Here is a 14,072-nt window from a genome sequence, read left to right as displayed (position 1 = left end):
GTTGGACAGTCACGACCATCACGGTCATCACCACCACGATCATGCCGACCACGGGCATGATCATGGTCACGGCAATCATCACGATCATGCTCATGGTGCCGGACACGTCCACGCGCCCGCCAATTTCGGCAAGGCGTTCGCGATCGGCATTGCGCTCAACACCGCGCTTGTCGTGGCCGAGGCGGTCTACGGCTATGTCGGCAACTCCACCGCCCTGCTCGCGGACGCCGGCCATAATCTGTCTGACGTGCTCGGTCTCGTCGTCGCCTGGGGCGCCTCGATCGCGGCACGGCGCGCGCCGAGCGGCCGCTTCACTTATGGCCTGCGCGCCTCCACCATTCTGGCCGCGCTTGCGAACGCGGTGTTCCTGCTGGTTGCCACCGGCGCGATCGGCTGGGAGGCGATCCTGCGCCTGCGCGAGCCGGAGCCGGTCGCGGGCGTCACGGTGATGGTGGTCGCCGGCATCGGCATCCTCATCAACGGCTTTACCGCCATGCTGTTCGCCAGCGGCCGCAAGGACGACATCAATATCGAGGGCGCGTATCTGCACATGGCGGCCGATGCCGCAGTCTCGCTCGGCGTCGTGGTCTCGGCGGCGCTGATCATCTGGACCGGCTGGCTCTGGCTCGACCCCGTCACCAGCCTCGTCATTTGCGGCACCATTCTCTGGAGCACGACCAGCCTTTTGCGCGGCTCCATCGACATGTCGATGGCCGCCGCCCCCAAGGGCACGGACCTCGCCGCGATCAAGGCGTTCCTGCTGGCACGCCCGGGCGTCTCGGCGATTCACGATCTCCACGTCTGGCCGATCTCGACCACCGAGACGGCGCTGACCTGCCACCTCTTCATGCCCGCCGGCACGGCCGACGCATTCCTGATGGAGACCGCACAGTTGCTGAAAACGACCTTCCGCATCGGCCACACCACGCTGCAGGTCGAGACGCATGCGGACAATGGCTGCGCGCTGGCGCCGGATGATGTGGTGTGAGAGAGTTGCGTGGCGATTCCAAACACCGATTCGGGACCCACGCCCCCAGGGAGCCGTTTGACGAAGACTCGGAGTGGGAGCCTCGCGCCACAACTTCTCCCTGTGGGTATGGGTCCCGGCCTTCGCCGGGACGATACCAACTATGAGGCACGCTCATCCGCAATGACGACCAAGAGCGATCGTCCCTAGCCCGCCTTCGCCGTCACGATCCAGATCGCGCCCGGCAGCGCCACGCTCTGCCCTTTGAGGTACGGCGCAAGCGTCTCGCGGATCGACGCCTTGGCCGCAGCATACGTCTCCGGCGGATGGCCCTGCAACGCGCGGCTGGCAGGGCCGATCTGAAGCGAGCCGTCGACAGCGGCGTCGAGCCCGCCGCCGATTGCGATGTCCATCGCCAGATTATGCGGCTCCATCGCTACGTCCGCGAAGCCCGCGCCTTTCAGGATGCGCATCACGCGCTCTTCGGAGGCGAAGGCGAACGGGCCCGGTTCCTCCGGCCCGACCGGCGGCATCTTCGGCACGTGCTTGTAGACCGCCATCAGCGGCGCCATCATCCACGGGTTTTCCTTGGGCTCGCGCCAGCAGACGAAAGCGAGCCTCCCGGTGGGCTTGAGCGCCCGGCGGAGGTTGCTGAAGGACGCAACGGGATCGGCGAAGAACATCACGCCGAAGCGCGAGGCCAGCAGATCGAAGCTCGCCGGCTCGAACGGATGCACCGTCGCATCCGCCAGCACGAAATCCAGCGGCAACCCCTTCGGCGCAAATGCGCGCGCCTGCGACAACATCGGCTCGGACACGTCGAGGCCGAGCGCCAAGCCATCGGGCGCCACAGCCTTTGCGAATGCAAAGGTCGTCGCACCCGATCCGCAGCCGACATCGAGAACGCGCTCACCCGGCTTCGGCCTGGCGCGGTCGATCAGCACATCGGCGATGGGGCCGAGCAGGCTCTCCTGCGCCGCATGGCGATCGGCCCAGCGCTGGCCGCTCGGACCGTTCCAATAGGCGATCTGGTCGGCGTTTTGCTCGTGTCCGCTGGGTGGTTGCATGGGGGCCTCTGTCATTTTCTAATTTGGCGGGGTGATACCACGTCGGAGACCGATCCAGAGGTCAAATGAGCGCGGTTTGCCATGCGGCGGCCTCTTGCTCCAACACCCGCCGGAGGGCTAAAGAGGCGCCGTGGGGCGGTTAGCTCAGCTGGTTAGAGCATCTCGTTTACACCGAGAGGGTCCGCGGTTCGAATCCGTGACCGCCCACCAGCCTTCGCCTGCTTCGCAGGCTACGGCTTGGCAAGCCAGCCCAGGTGCTCATTGATGCGAAGCAAGCGAAGGCTGCCTCGCCGAAGCCCAACGGGCGAAGGCGGGCTTTGGGCCGCGAGCTTCGGCTAGGCAAGCCAACCTAATCCCCCGGCCTCCCCGGCAGCAGCGGCACGGCGTCGATCCAGACTGCGGCCGACTGGCACCAGATCTGCCTGACGGGGCGCAATTTGTCGCGCTGGCGGATCGAGCCCCAGCGGATGCCCCAATCGTCAGCTTGGTCGCCTTCGCCGCTGGTGAACAGCGGGGAACCGCAGTCGGCGCAGAAGTGCTGGAAGCGCATCCGGCCATTGTCGCCGCGCTTGCCGTAGACTTTTGGCGTGCCGCCGGTGAGTGTGACGTCGGCAGCGGTGCAGATCGCCGTCACCCGGAACGGCGAGCCCGTGAGGGCCTGGCAATCGGTGCAGTGGCAGACCGAGACCGCCTCGGGGTCGATCTCGGCCTCGAAGGTGATCTTGCCGCAATGGCAGTGACCGTCGACCTGCATCGCATTTCCTTCCCCAAAACAAAAACGGCGCCCGAAGGCGCCGTTTTATCATCTTTTCGGATTGCGATCTCAGTGAGCCGTCAGGCCGCCAGCGGCTTCGTCGCCGTCGGGCTTCACCGTCACCTTGGTGTCCTCTTCCCAGACGATCGGCACCGGCTTCTTCACCAGCGCCTTGGCGACGACGTCGTCCAGACGCGAAACCGGGATGATCTCCATGCCGCCCTTGATCGCATCGGAAATCTCCGTGAGATCCTTGGCGTTGTCCTCGGGGATCAGCACCGTCTTGATGCCGCCGCGGGCAGCGGCCAGCAGCTTCTCCTTCAGACCGCCGATCGGCAGCACGCGGCCGCGCAGCGTGATCTCGCCGGTCATCGCGACATCGTGGCGGACCGGAATGCCGGTCATGACCGAGATGATCGCGGTGGCCATTGCCACGCCCGCCGACGGGCCGTCCTTCGGCGTCGCGCCTTCCGGCACGTGCACGTGGATGTCGCGCCGGTCGAACAGCGGCGGCTCGACGCCGTAATTGATCGCCCGCGAGCGGACATAGGACGCCGCCGCCGAGATCGATTCCTTCATGACGTCGCGCAAGTTTCCGGTGACCGTCATCTTGCCCTTGCCGGGCATCATGACGCCTTCGATCGTCAGCAGCTCGCCGCCGACATCGGTCCAGGCGAGGCCGGTGACGATGCCGACCTGCGGCTCGCTCTCGATCTCGCCGAAGCGGTACTTCGGCACGCCGAGCAGCTCTTCCAGAGTCTTCTCGGTGACCTTGACCGACTTCTTCTTGGAGATCATCAGCTCCTTCACCGCCTTGCGGGCGAGTGTGGAGAGCTCACGCTCCAGATTACGCACGCCCGCTTCGCGGGTGTAGCGGCGGATCAGAAGCAGCAGCGCGTCGTCGTCGATCGAGAACTCCTTGGAGTCCAGGCCATGCTTGGACACCGCGTTCGGGATCAGGTGCTTGCGCGCGATCTCGACCTTCTCGTTCTCGGTGTAGCCGGCGATCCGGATGATCTCCATGCGGTCCATCAGCGGCCCGGGAATATTGAGCGTATTCGCGGTCGTGATGAACATGACGTTCGACAGATCGTAGTCGACCTCCAGATAGTGGTCGGCAAACGTCCCGTTCTGCTCGGGGTCGAGAACCTCGAGCAAGGCCGAGGACGGATCACCGCGGAAATCGGCGCCCATCTTGTCGATCTCGTCCAGCAGGAACAGCGGATTGGACGACTTCGCCTTCCGCATCGACTGGATGATCTTGCCGGGCATCGAGCCGATATAGGTGCGGCGGTGACCGCGGATCTCGGCCTCGTCGCGCACGCCACCGAGCGACACGCGCACGAACTCGCGGCCGGTCGCCTTCGCGATCGACTTGCCGAGCGAGGTCTTGCCGACGCCGGGAGGGCCGACGAGGCACAGGATCGGGCCCGTCAGCTTGTTGGCGCGCGACTGCACCGCAAGATACTCGACGATGCGTTCCTTGACCTTCTCAAGGCCGTAGTGATCGGAATCCAGAATGGCCTGCGCCGCTTCCAGATCCTTCTTCACCTTGGACTTCTTGTTCCACGGGATCGACAGCAGCCAATCCAGGTAGTTGCGCACGACGGTCGCTTCCGCGGACATCGGCGACATCTGGCGCAGCTTCTTCAATTCATGCTGCGCCTTCTCCCGCGCTTCCTTGGAGAGCTTGGTCTTGGAGATCTTCTCTTCGAGATCGGCGAGCTCGTCGCGACCGTCGTCGTCGCCGAGTTCCTTCTGGATCGCCTTCATCTGCTCGTTGAGATAATACTCGCGCTGCGTCTTCTCCATCTGGCGCTTGACGCGCGAGCGGATGCGCTTCTCGACCTGCAGCACCGAGATCTCGCTCTCCATCAGACCCAGCACCTTCTCCAGGCGCGTGGTGACGGACAGCGTCTCCAGGATTCCCTGCCGATCCGCGATCTTGACGGCGAGATGCGAGGCAACCGTGTCGGCGAGCTTGGCGAAATCGGTGATTGCCTGCACGACGCCGACGACCTCGGCCGAGATCTTCTTGTTGAGCTTCACATAGCTCTCGAAGTCGGACACGACCGAGCGCGCCAGTGCTTCGGCCTCGACCGACTTCGCATCGGTGTCGGCGAGCGCAATTGCGGTTGCTTCATAGTAGTCGGCGCGATCGGTGTATTTCGCCACGCGCGCGCGCTCGAGCCCCTCGACCAGCACCTTCACGGTGCCGTCGGGAAGCTTCAGGAGCTGCAGCACGCTGGCAAGCGTACCGGTCTCGTAAATGGCATCGGGTGCCGGATCATCGTCGGACGCATTCTTCTGCGTCGCCAGCATGATCAGCGCGTCGTTCTTCATCACCTCTTCGAGCGCGCGGATCGACTTCTCGCGACCGACGAAAAGCGGAACGATCATGTGCGGGAAGACGACGATATCGCGCAGCGGCAACACGGGATAGGCGTGCGTCTCGCCATGGACGATGGTTGGCCGGGGTTTTGGATTAGTCATGGCCTTTTCCTTTTGCTTTGCCCCCTCGCACGCAGCCCGCTTCTCATGCGCAACCGCCACAAGGTGCCGAGGTGATCCACAAGACCCGGCCTACCATGCGAAGGTTGGACCGGGCTTGCCGGATCGAAATTAAGGCGAATCTTGAACAGAATTCTCGCTCGCCGCCGACATTAGGTGGCTATCGACCCGGGGGGTGTCAAGTCATTGAAAAACGCGCGCCATCAGGCGCTTACGCACGCAAATAAGCGACGCAATTCCGGCTGCGGATTACAATTCCGCAGCCGCTACCGTGAAAGACGATAGGAAGCGTTCCAGCGCCGAGAAATCAGGCGCTGGCGTTCTCGACCGCACGATCGGTCCGATCGGCGTAGATGTAGAGCGGACGGGCCGTTCCTTCCACGACTTCGCGGGAAATCACGACTTCTTCCACACCTTCCAGGCCCGGCAGGTCGAACATGGTCTCGAGCAGGATCGCTTCGAGGATCGAACGCAGACCACGCGCGCCGGTCTTGCGCTCGATCGCCTTGCGGGCAACCGCGCCAAGCGCCTCGTCGGCGAAGGTCAGCTCGATGTTCTCCATCTCGAACAACCGCTGGTATTGCTTCACCAGCGCGTTCTTCGGCTCGGTGAGGATCTTCTTCAGCGACGTCTCGTCCAGGTCCTCAAGCGTCGCCACAACAGGCAAACGGCCGACGAATTCTGGGATGAGGCCGTACTTCAGCAGATCCTCGGGCTCGACGTGACGGAAGATCTCGCCGGTCCGGCGATCTTCCGGCGCCATCACCTGCGCAGCGAAACCGATCGAGGTCGACCGACCGCGCGCCGAGATGATCTTCTCGAGGCCGGCGAACGCACCGCCGCAGATGAACAGGATGTTGGTGGTGTCCACCTGCAGGAATTCCTGCTGCGGATGCTTGCGGCCCCCCTGCGGCGGGACCGAAGCCACCGTGCCTTCCATGATCTTCAGCAGCGCCTGCTGCACGCCCTCACCCGACACGTCGCGCGTGATCGAGGGATTGTCGGATTTGCGGCTGATCTTGTCGATTTCGTCGATGTAGACGATGCCGCGCTGGGCGCGCTCGACATTGTAGTCCGCGGCCTGGAGCAGCTTCAGGATGATGTTCTCGACGTCCTCACCGACATAGCCGGCTTCGGTCAGCGTGGTCGCATCCGCCATCGTGAACGGCACGTCCAGGATACGGGCGAGCGTCTGCGCGAGCAGCGTCTTGCCCGAGCCGGTCGGACCGATCAGCAGGATGTTCGACTTCGCGAGCTCGACGTCGTTGTGCTTGGTCTGGTGGTTGAGGCGCTTGTAGTGGTTGTGCACCGCGACCGACAGGACCTTCTTCGCATGGCTCTGGCCGATGACGTAATCATCCAGCACCTTGCAGATTTCCTTCGGCGTCGGAATGCCGTCGCGCGACTTGACCAGCGAGGACTTGTTCTCCTCGCGGATGATGTCCATGCAGAGCTCGACGCATTCGTCGCAGATGAAGACCGTGGGACCCGCGATCAGTTTGCGAACTTCGTGCTGGCTCTTGCCGCAGAACGAGCAATATAGCGTGTTCTTGGAGTCGCTCGTGCCGACCTTACTCATTCATGTCTCCGTCCGCGGTTCGATCCCGTCCGCTCGATCGTCCCATCCCGAAACGTTGGCGGGTAAGGGATTCAAATAGAGCAAATTCCGTACCAAAAAAGACCTACGCGTTACATCCCGTGCGAATCACGGTCACTCGATTCTCCGCGATCATAGCCGATCATTCGTAGCCAACCATGCTGTCACCCGACTATCAAGAATTCGCTAATCGGGGGGCCGCCGGCTACCCGTGACAATACCGTGATTTCACGTCTTGGCACGGGCGAAGTGACCGAAATCACGCCAGCGTTGCTGGATTACCACGAAATAACGAGCACGAAAGCGGAACTTTCTGCCTGTCGCAGGGCGCAGAACCGGCTTTTTGCGCCTTTGCGAACGCGTCCTTAACGTGAACGCCGTGCTGACGATCCCCGGCATTCCCGGGGATCAAAGCTGCAGTCCCGGTTGGCCTTACGGGGCCTTCGCAGCCGCGGCCTCTTCGGCGCGCTTATCGATGACCTTGTCGACCAGGCCGAACTCCTTGGCGTCGTTGGCGGTCAGGAACTTGTCGCGTTCCAGCGCGTCCTCGATCGTCTTGTAGGTCTGGCCGGTGTGCTTCACGTAGATTTCGTTGAGCCGCTTCTTCAGGTTCAGGATTTCCTGCGCGTGCAGCATGATGTCGGTGGCCTGGCCCTGGAAGCCGCCGGAGGGCTGATGCACCATGATGCGGGCGTTCGGCAACGAGAAGCGCATGTCCTTCTCGCCGGCGCAGAGCAGCAGCGAGCCCATCGAGGCCGCCTGGCCCGTGCACAGCGTGGAAACCGGCGGGCGGATGAACTGCATGGTGTCGTAGATCGCAAGGCCCGACGTCACCACGCCACCCGGCGAGTTGATGTACATCGAGATTTCCTTCTTCGGATTTTCCGCCTCGAGGAACAAGAGCTGCGCGACGATCAGTGTCGACATGCCGTCCTCGACCGGTCCGGTCACGAAGATGATGCGCTCTTTCAACAGGCGCGAGAAAATGTCGTAGGCGCGCTCGCCACGGTTGGTCTGCTCGACCACCATGGGCACGAGGTTCATGTAGGTTTCAACCGGATCGCGCATGAGTCACCTAGGGTTTTAGAGGCGGACATCGCCAGTCTTGGCTACCAGTCAGGCTGGATGTGCCGGAAGGCCGATGGACGTCCCGTGATGCAGGAAGTTGATAGAGGCAGAACGCGTAGGTACCGACAGATATAGCCCAATTCGCACCAGACAAGTGCGGAGCGAATTAAGGCTTAATCGACCTGATCCCCTTTGGCACTTGAAGCTGATTCTCACAAAAAGGCCCAGCCGGCCATCTGGCTAGCTGGGCCCCTTCGCTGATCATCCTTAATAGAAAACTGTCTCAAAGCCTTCAGGCTGCAGTCTTTTCCTCGTCGTCCTTGTACAGGTCCTCGCGCGAGACCTTCTTCTCGGTCACGTTGGCGAGTTCGAGGATGAAGTCGACGACCTTGTCCTCGTAGATCGGCGCGCGAAGCTGCGCCAACGCCTGGGCGTTGTTGCGATAGAAGTCCCAGACTTCCTTCTCGCGGCCCGGCATCTGGCGCGCGCGCTCGATCACGGCGCGGCCGACCTCGTCGTCGGTCACGGTGATCTTGTTCTTCTCGCCGATCTCGGAGAGCACGAGGCCGAGACGCACGCGGCGATCGGCGATCTTGCGGTACTCTTCCTTCGCCTTGTCCTCCGTGGTGTCCTCGTCGGCAAAGGTCTTGCCGGCGGAATCCATCTCGGCCCTGACCGAGTTCCACATCAGATTGAATTCCTCGTCGACGAGCGAGGGCGGCGCCTCGAAGCGGTGCGCCTCGTCGAGACGGTCGAGCAGCGCGCGCTTGACGCGCTGGCGCGTTGCACCGGCAAACTCGGCAGTCAGCCGCTCGCGCGCGGCTTCCTTGAGCTTGTCGAGCGATTCCAGTCCGAGCGTCTTGGCGAACTCGTCGTCGATGGTGAGATCCTGGGGCGCCTCGATCAGCGTCGCGGTGGTCTCGAACTCGGCCGGCTGGCCCGCGAGCTTCTCGCTCATGTAGTTCTTCGGGAACGACACCTTCAGCGTGCGCGTCTCGTTCGCGCCGATGCCGATGAGTTGCTCCTCGAAGCCGGGGATGAAGGTGTTGGAGCCGATCGCGACCTGGATGCCCTCACCGGTACCGCCCTCGAAGGCTTCGCCGTTGATGGTGCCCTTGAAGTTGATGGTGACGCGGTCGCCAGAGGCGGCCTTCTCGCCCTCACCCTTGGGGGCATAGCCGCGATTGCTGTCGGCGATGCGCTTGATCGCCTCGTCGACGTCCGAATCGGACACGTCGGCGACGGGCTTCTCGACCTGGAAGGCCTTGAAGTCGGCGAGCGCGATCGCGGGCACCACCTCGATCGTGACCGTGTAGGTCAGGTCGGACTTGCCCGAGAGCAGTTCCTCGACCTCGGCCTTCTCGGTCGGCATGGTGATCTTCGGCTCGGTCGCGAGCTTGAAGCCGCGCTCGGTGAAGAGCTGGGTGTTGGTGTCGCGGATGGTCTGGTCGATGGTTTCGGCCATCACCGAACGGCCATAGACCTTCTTGAGGTGACCGACCGGCACCTTGCCGGGACGGAAGCCGTTGAGGCGCACCTTGTCCTTGAGGTCGACGAGCTTGGCACCAGCCTTGGCGTCGAGATCGGACGCGGGAACGCTGATCTTGAACTCGTGCTTCAAGCCTTCCGAGAGGGTTTCTGTGACCTGCATGGCGTCCAATCTTCTTCTCGTTCGGTCCCGGCACTCATCGCGCATCAGGACGCTGTCATCAATCGATCCGGCGCGAGGCTAACGCCTCAACGCCGGTGGTTCATCAGAGCCCTGCCCCGAGCGGACAATCATCCGCGCGGAGCGAGGCCCTTCGGTAATCCGTGCAAACGCGATAAGCGCTTGGTGCGGGCGGAGGGACTCGAACCCCCACAACTTTCGTCACTGGAACCTAAATCCAGCGCGTCTACCAGTTCCGCCACGCCCGCGTGAATTTGCATCAAGACCGGCCGCGATGCCGCGGGCGGCCGGGCTTATAGCATGTGCCCGACTGTTCGCAGCAAAAAAATGGCCTGATCGAGGCACTCTCCAAGTAGGCATGATGGCTGGACTTATCCAGCGCGGCGTGGTCCGGATCGAGCCCATGAAACCGCGGATTTTCGACCCCACCAGACGAGAGGTTTTGGCCGGAGTCGGTGCTTCCCTGGGGGCCTCTGTTGTCGGGTTGACCACCGGCGGCGCGGTCCCGCTTCCCACCGCCCAGGTCCTCCTGCAGGCAAGGCCAGCCACGCTGGCTCTGGGGCCGGATCAGCCGGCTACACCGATCTGGGAGCTGGCCGCCGCAAGCCATATCGGGAATGTGCACCTTAAGCGCGGGGACCGCTGCGAAGTGGTCTTTCGGAACGACCTGCCTGTGCCGATTGCCCCAGCCTGGTACGGCCTCGATGGCACAACCGTAGCCGATCCGCTGGCGGGACGGGCGCCCACCGCGCCGGGATCGACCGAAACATCAATTATCTCAATACCAAACGCGGGAACCTTGCTAGCCAACTTCCGTCTCTTTGAGGACCGCCTGAACGAGCCGGCCCGCCCGCTCCCGATCATCGCCACGGAGACGAGCCCCGTCACCAACGACCGCGACGAGGTTCTGTTGATCGAGGAATGGCGCATGAAGCCGGATGGCACGGCGCTTCCGCCGGGCCGCGACGCCACGGGCAGCACCCCGCTCTACACGCTGAACGGGCGGACTTCATTCGAACTCTCAGCCGCGGCCGGCGAGCGGCTGCGGCTGCGCTTCATCAACGGCTCGCAACGCTCTGTTCTGGCAATCAAATTAGAAAGCCATGAAGTCCAGGTGATCGCGCTGGACGGACAGCCGGCCGAGCCCTTCCCGGCCCGCAATGGCGCCCTGGTGCTGGCCCCTGGCGCGCGCGCTGATGCCTTCGTGGACGCGGCCGCCTCAGCCGCATTCGTGCTGCACGACGGCAAGGAGGCGCGCCCGATCGGGCGCCTCGCCGTCTCCGGCAAGGCTGAGCGACGCGCGTCGCTACCACCGTCACAGCCGCTCCCGCCGAACGACCTTCCCGAAAAACTCGACCTGAAAGGCGCCCTGCGGTTCGAGGTCGCGGTTGGCACGACCGAGGCCGGCTGGACCCGAACAGCCAATTTCTCCACCGCCTCCGCCCCGGCCTTCCGCACCAAGGTCGGCCGCACCGTCGTGCTGGCCCTGAAGAACCCTGCCCCGATCACGACCGTCTTCCATCTGCACGGCCACCATTTCCGCCTGCTCGACCGGCTCGATGATGGCTGGAAGCCCTACTGGCTCGATACGCTCGCCCTTGAGCCCGGCCAGACCCAGCGCATCGCCTTCGCTGCGACCTCTCTGGGCCGATGGCTGATCGAATCCGTGATGACGGATTGGACCGCACCGCGGCTGGTGCGGTGGTACGCCGTGGAGTGATCTAACGACCCGCTCGTGTCCAAACGTACCGAGCGTCGGGCTCCTTCTCCTCGTTCCGCGCCCCGTCGGTCTCCTCGACCAGCCTAAACCCGCGCGCTTCGTAGAAGTGCCGCGCCGGCGTGTTGCGCTGGAAGGTCCAGAGCTCGAGCTGCTCGCTGTTGTCTTTGGCGACGTTGAGAAGTTCGGTGCCGATGCCGCGGCCCTGCGCGGCGGGTCGGACGTAGAGCTGCTCGATCCAACCCTCGCGGAAGGCGACGATTCCGCAGAGCTCATCGCCGTCGAAGCGTCCCCAGACGCGGCAGGCCGGAAAGATGCGTTCGCGGTAGAACCAGTGATCCTCGTCCGGCGTATGCAGTCCGGCGAGCGACGGCATCGCACGATCGAAGGCGATCCGATGAACCTGCGCCGCGGCGCCCATGTCGGTGAGCGCGAGCGGCCTGAGCATCAGTACTCGATCCCGAGCGCGTTATAGATGCGCCGGTGCACCGCCGGCAGCGTCTCGGTGAGATCTTCGGCGATCAGCCCCGGCCCCGCTTCGCTGGCCGCCTCGCCATGCATCCAGACGCCGATGCTGGCGGCTTCGAACGCCGGCACATCCTGCGCCAAAAGACCCGCGATAATGCCGGCGAGCACGTCGCCGGCGCCTGCCGTGGCAAGCCAGGGCGGCGCGTTGGCGGCAATCGTGGCGCGACCATCGGGCGCGGCAATCGTGGTATCGGGGCCCTTCAAGAGCACGATTGCACCTGACCGCTCGGCGGCAGCGCGCACGCGCTCGAGCTTGGAGCGGCCCGGAGTCTTGTTGCTGAGGTCGGAGAACAGGCGCGGAAACTCGCCCTCATGCGGCGTCAACACGACCCGCGCATCAGGCGAAGACTTGATCGACTCAAACAGCCGCTCGGGATTTGCGGCAAAGCTCGTCAGTGCATCGGCGTCGAGCACGACATGGCGCTGCGCCGAGATCGCGGTGTGAACCATATCGCAGGTGCGCTCGCCGATGCCGGCACCGGGACCGATCATGCAGGTATTGTAGCGCTTGTCGCCGAGCAACTCGCTGAACTCGACCACGGTGTCGACGGGACGAACCATCACCGCCGTCAGCGCACTTGCGTTGATGACGAGCGCATCGCGCGGGGTCGCGAGCGACACAAGACCCGCCCCGGCGCGCAAGGCGCCGCGGGCGGCGAGACGCGCCGCACCGGTCGCAGCCGCATCACCGGACACCGCCAGCACATGGCCGCGAGCGTATTTATGGCCGTCGATGCGCGGCACCGGGAAAGCAACGCCCCAGAAATCCGGATCGTTTTCGAAAGTCTGGGGCGCGATCTCGTCGAGCACCTGTGCGTCGATACCGATGTCGGCAACACGCACGCGGCCGCAATGCATGCGGCCCGGCAGCAGCAGATGCGCGGGCTTCTTGCGGAAGAACGTGACGGTCTCGGTGGCGTTCACCGCCACCCCCATCACGGCCGCGCCGGTGCCGTTGATGCCGCTCGGCAAATCGACGGCCAGAACCATCGCGCCGTTGGCGTTGATCGCCTCGATCATCGCGCGCGCCTCGCCGTCGACGGGACGGCTAAGACCTGCGCCGAACAGCGCATCGATGATCAACGCCGGCCTTCCGATCGCCTGCGGATTGAACGGCAGCACCGGGTGCTTCCAACCGCGCGCGGCCGAGGCCGCATCACCCTGGAGCTGGTCGCGCTCGCACATCAGAATCACCGAGACATCGCGGCCCTGGGCGGCGAGTTCGGCGGCTGCGACAAAACCGTCGCCACCATTGTTGCCGGGACCGGCCACGATCAAGATCGGGCCCTCCTCCACCAGCGCGTTGGCGGCTTCGGCGACCGCCTGGCCGGCGCTCAGCATCAGCTTGAAGCCGGGCGTGCCGGCCGTGATGCTGAGTTGATCAGCCCGCTGCATCTCGGCGGTGGTAAGAACTTCCATGCCACTTCCCTGGTCCAAACGCCTTTTCAACAGGCACGTTTCGTGCCGATCCGCCCGACGGAACACCTGTCTGCACAGATATTGAACTGTTTGCCTATTTCGTAGTCTGCGGTATTTTGAGCCGACCGGCTCCACCTATCAGAGATGCTCGTTAAAAGGCTGATAACGCTCCAATAATCAGGGCATTTGCAACTTGGCATAGACCCTGCTTTCGAGGAAGCCGCTTCGGTTCGTCGTGCTCACTGGCAATATCTGGGTGTGGCCGGCCGTTGGTGCCGGGCTGGTCAGGTCCCGGCATAGCAAAGACAAGATCGTGCGTGAGAGAAGCGCATCCTGACGAAGACGTTGCTATTTGATCGAAAGGCCGGGAGGCGCGCAGTGAAGAAAATCGAAGCCATCATCAAGCCGTTCAAGCTCGACGAGGTGAAGGAAGCGCTTCAGGAAGTCGGTCTTCAAGGCATCACCGTGACCGAGGCCAAGGGTTTTGGTCGCCAGAAGGGCCACGCCGAACTCTACCGCGGCGCAGAATACATCGTCGACTTCCTGCCCAAGGTGAAGATCGAGATCGTGATCGGCGACGACCTGGTCGAGCGCGCGATCGACGCGATCCGCCGCGCCGCGCAAACCGGACGCATCGGCGACGGCAAAATCTTCGTCTCCAATATCGAAGAGGCGATCCGCATCCGAACCGGCGAATCCGGGCTGGACGCTATCTGAGCCGGGTGCTATCCCGAATTTTGCGACACTCTGAAAGAAAAAAGGCTGCTTCGGCGGC

The 14,072-nt window shown here is 63.7% G+C and carries 11 protein-coding genes and 2 tRNA genes; 4 read left to right on the top strand and 9 right to left on the bottom strand.

What is annotated here, in order from left to right; all coding sequences use genetic code 11:
- Nucleotide 1 precedes the first annotated feature (1 nt).
- The gene (locus ACWAT4_RS18520; RefSeq protein ID WP_449731075.1) at nt 2-988 is read left to right on the top strand and encodes a cation diffusion facilitator family transporter; all 987 of its coding nucleotides are present in this window, start codon (nt 2-4) and stop codon (nt 986-988) included.
- A 185-nt stretch (nt 989-1,173) separates the two neighbouring features.
- Here the strand turns inward: ACWAT4_RS18520 and ACWAT4_RS18515 are convergent, their stop codons facing one another.
- Nucleotides 1,174-2,034: a class I SAM-dependent methyltransferase gene (locus tag ACWAT4_RS18515; RefSeq protein WP_449731074.1), complete on the bottom strand. Its 861-nt coding sequence runs from the start codon at nt 2,032-2,034 to the stop codon at nt 1,174-1,176.
- A 133-nt stretch (nt 2,035-2,167) separates the two neighbouring features.
- On the opposite strand from ACWAT4_RS18515, the gene ACWAT4_RS18510 reads away from it, so the two are divergent.
- Nucleotides 2,168-2,244 (top strand) — tRNA-Val (locus ACWAT4_RS18510).
- A gap of 139 nt (nt 2,245-2,383) precedes the next feature.
- Here the strand turns inward: ACWAT4_RS18510 and ACWAT4_RS18505 are convergent.
- The 6 genes from ACWAT4_RS18505 to ACWAT4_RS18480 form a co-directional block, all read right to left on the bottom strand.
- Nucleotides 2,384-2,788, bottom strand: coding sequence for a GFA family protein (locus ACWAT4_RS18505; protein WP_449731073.1), 405 nt, complete (start codon nt 2,786-2,788; stop codon nt 2,384-2,386).
- Nucleotides 2,789-2,857: 69 nt separating this feature from the next.
- Nucleotides 2,858-5,281 (bottom strand): endopeptidase La, encoded by a 2,424-nt coding sequence (gene lon / locus ACWAT4_RS18500; RefSeq protein ID WP_212300970.1) that lies wholly within the window; start codon nt 5,279-5,281, stop codon nt 2,858-2,860.
- Between the two features lie 325 nt (nt 5,282-5,606).
- Nucleotides 5,607-6,878, bottom strand: coding sequence for an ATP-dependent Clp protease ATP-binding subunit ClpX (gene clpX, locus ACWAT4_RS18495; protein WP_018642420.1), 1,272 nt, complete (start codon nt 6,876-6,878; stop codon nt 5,607-5,609).
- 450 nt (nt 6,879-7,328) lie between these two features.
- Nucleotides 7,329-7,964 (bottom strand): ATP-dependent Clp protease proteolytic subunit, encoded by a 636-nt coding sequence (locus ACWAT4_RS18490; RefSeq protein ID WP_212300971.1) that lies wholly within the window; start codon nt 7,962-7,964, stop codon nt 7,329-7,331.
- A 292-nt stretch (nt 7,965-8,256) separates the two neighbouring features.
- Nucleotides 8,257-9,615: a trigger factor gene (gene tig, locus ACWAT4_RS18485; protein ID WP_212300972.1), complete on the bottom strand. Its 1,359-nt coding sequence runs from the start codon at nt 9,613-9,615 to the stop codon at nt 8,257-8,259.
- Nucleotides 9,616-9,796: 181 nt separating this feature from the next.
- Nucleotides 9,797-9,881: transfer RNA gene (locus ACWAT4_RS18480), tRNA-Leu, on the bottom strand.
- A 155-nt stretch (nt 9,882-10,036) separates the two neighbouring features.
- Between ACWAT4_RS18480 and ACWAT4_RS18475 the strand changes: the two genes are divergently transcribed.
- Nucleotides 10,037-11,353, top strand: a complete 1,317-nt coding sequence (locus ACWAT4_RS18475; RefSeq protein ID WP_449731072.1) for a multicopper oxidase family protein — start codon at nt 10,037-10,039, stop codon at nt 11,351-11,353.
- A gap of 1 nt (nt 11,354) precedes the next feature.
- On the opposite strand, the gene ACWAT4_RS18470 is transcribed toward ACWAT4_RS18475, so the two are convergent.
- Complete coding sequence (locus ACWAT4_RS18470) at nt 11,355-11,798, bottom strand: GNAT family N-acetyltransferase (protein ID WP_212300974.1); 444 nt, start codon at nt 11,796-11,798, stop codon at nt 11,355-11,357.
- Nucleotides 11,798-13,297: an NAD(P)H-hydrate dehydratase gene (locus ACWAT4_RS18465; RefSeq protein WP_449731071.1), complete on the bottom strand. Its 1,500-nt coding sequence runs from the start codon at nt 13,295-13,297 to the stop codon at nt 11,798-11,800. Before ACWAT4_RS18465 ends, ACWAT4_RS18470 begins: the two co-directional genes overlap by 1 nt.
- A gap of 378 nt (nt 13,298-13,675) precedes the next feature.
- Between ACWAT4_RS18465 and ACWAT4_RS18460 the strand changes: the two genes are divergently transcribed.
- Nucleotides 13,676-14,014 carry a P-II family nitrogen regulator gene (locus tag ACWAT4_RS18460; RefSeq protein ID WP_007603495.1) on the top strand — a complete coding sequence of 113 codons (339 nt, stop codon included), beginning with the start codon at nt 13,676-13,678 and terminating at the stop codon, nt 14,012-14,014.
- Nucleotides 14,015-14,072 lie beyond the last annotated feature (58 nt).

The sequence above is a fragment of the Bradyrhizobium sp. T-1 genome (genome assembly GCF_053592855.1).
This window is presented reverse-complemented; position numbering and strand designations above follow the sequence as displayed.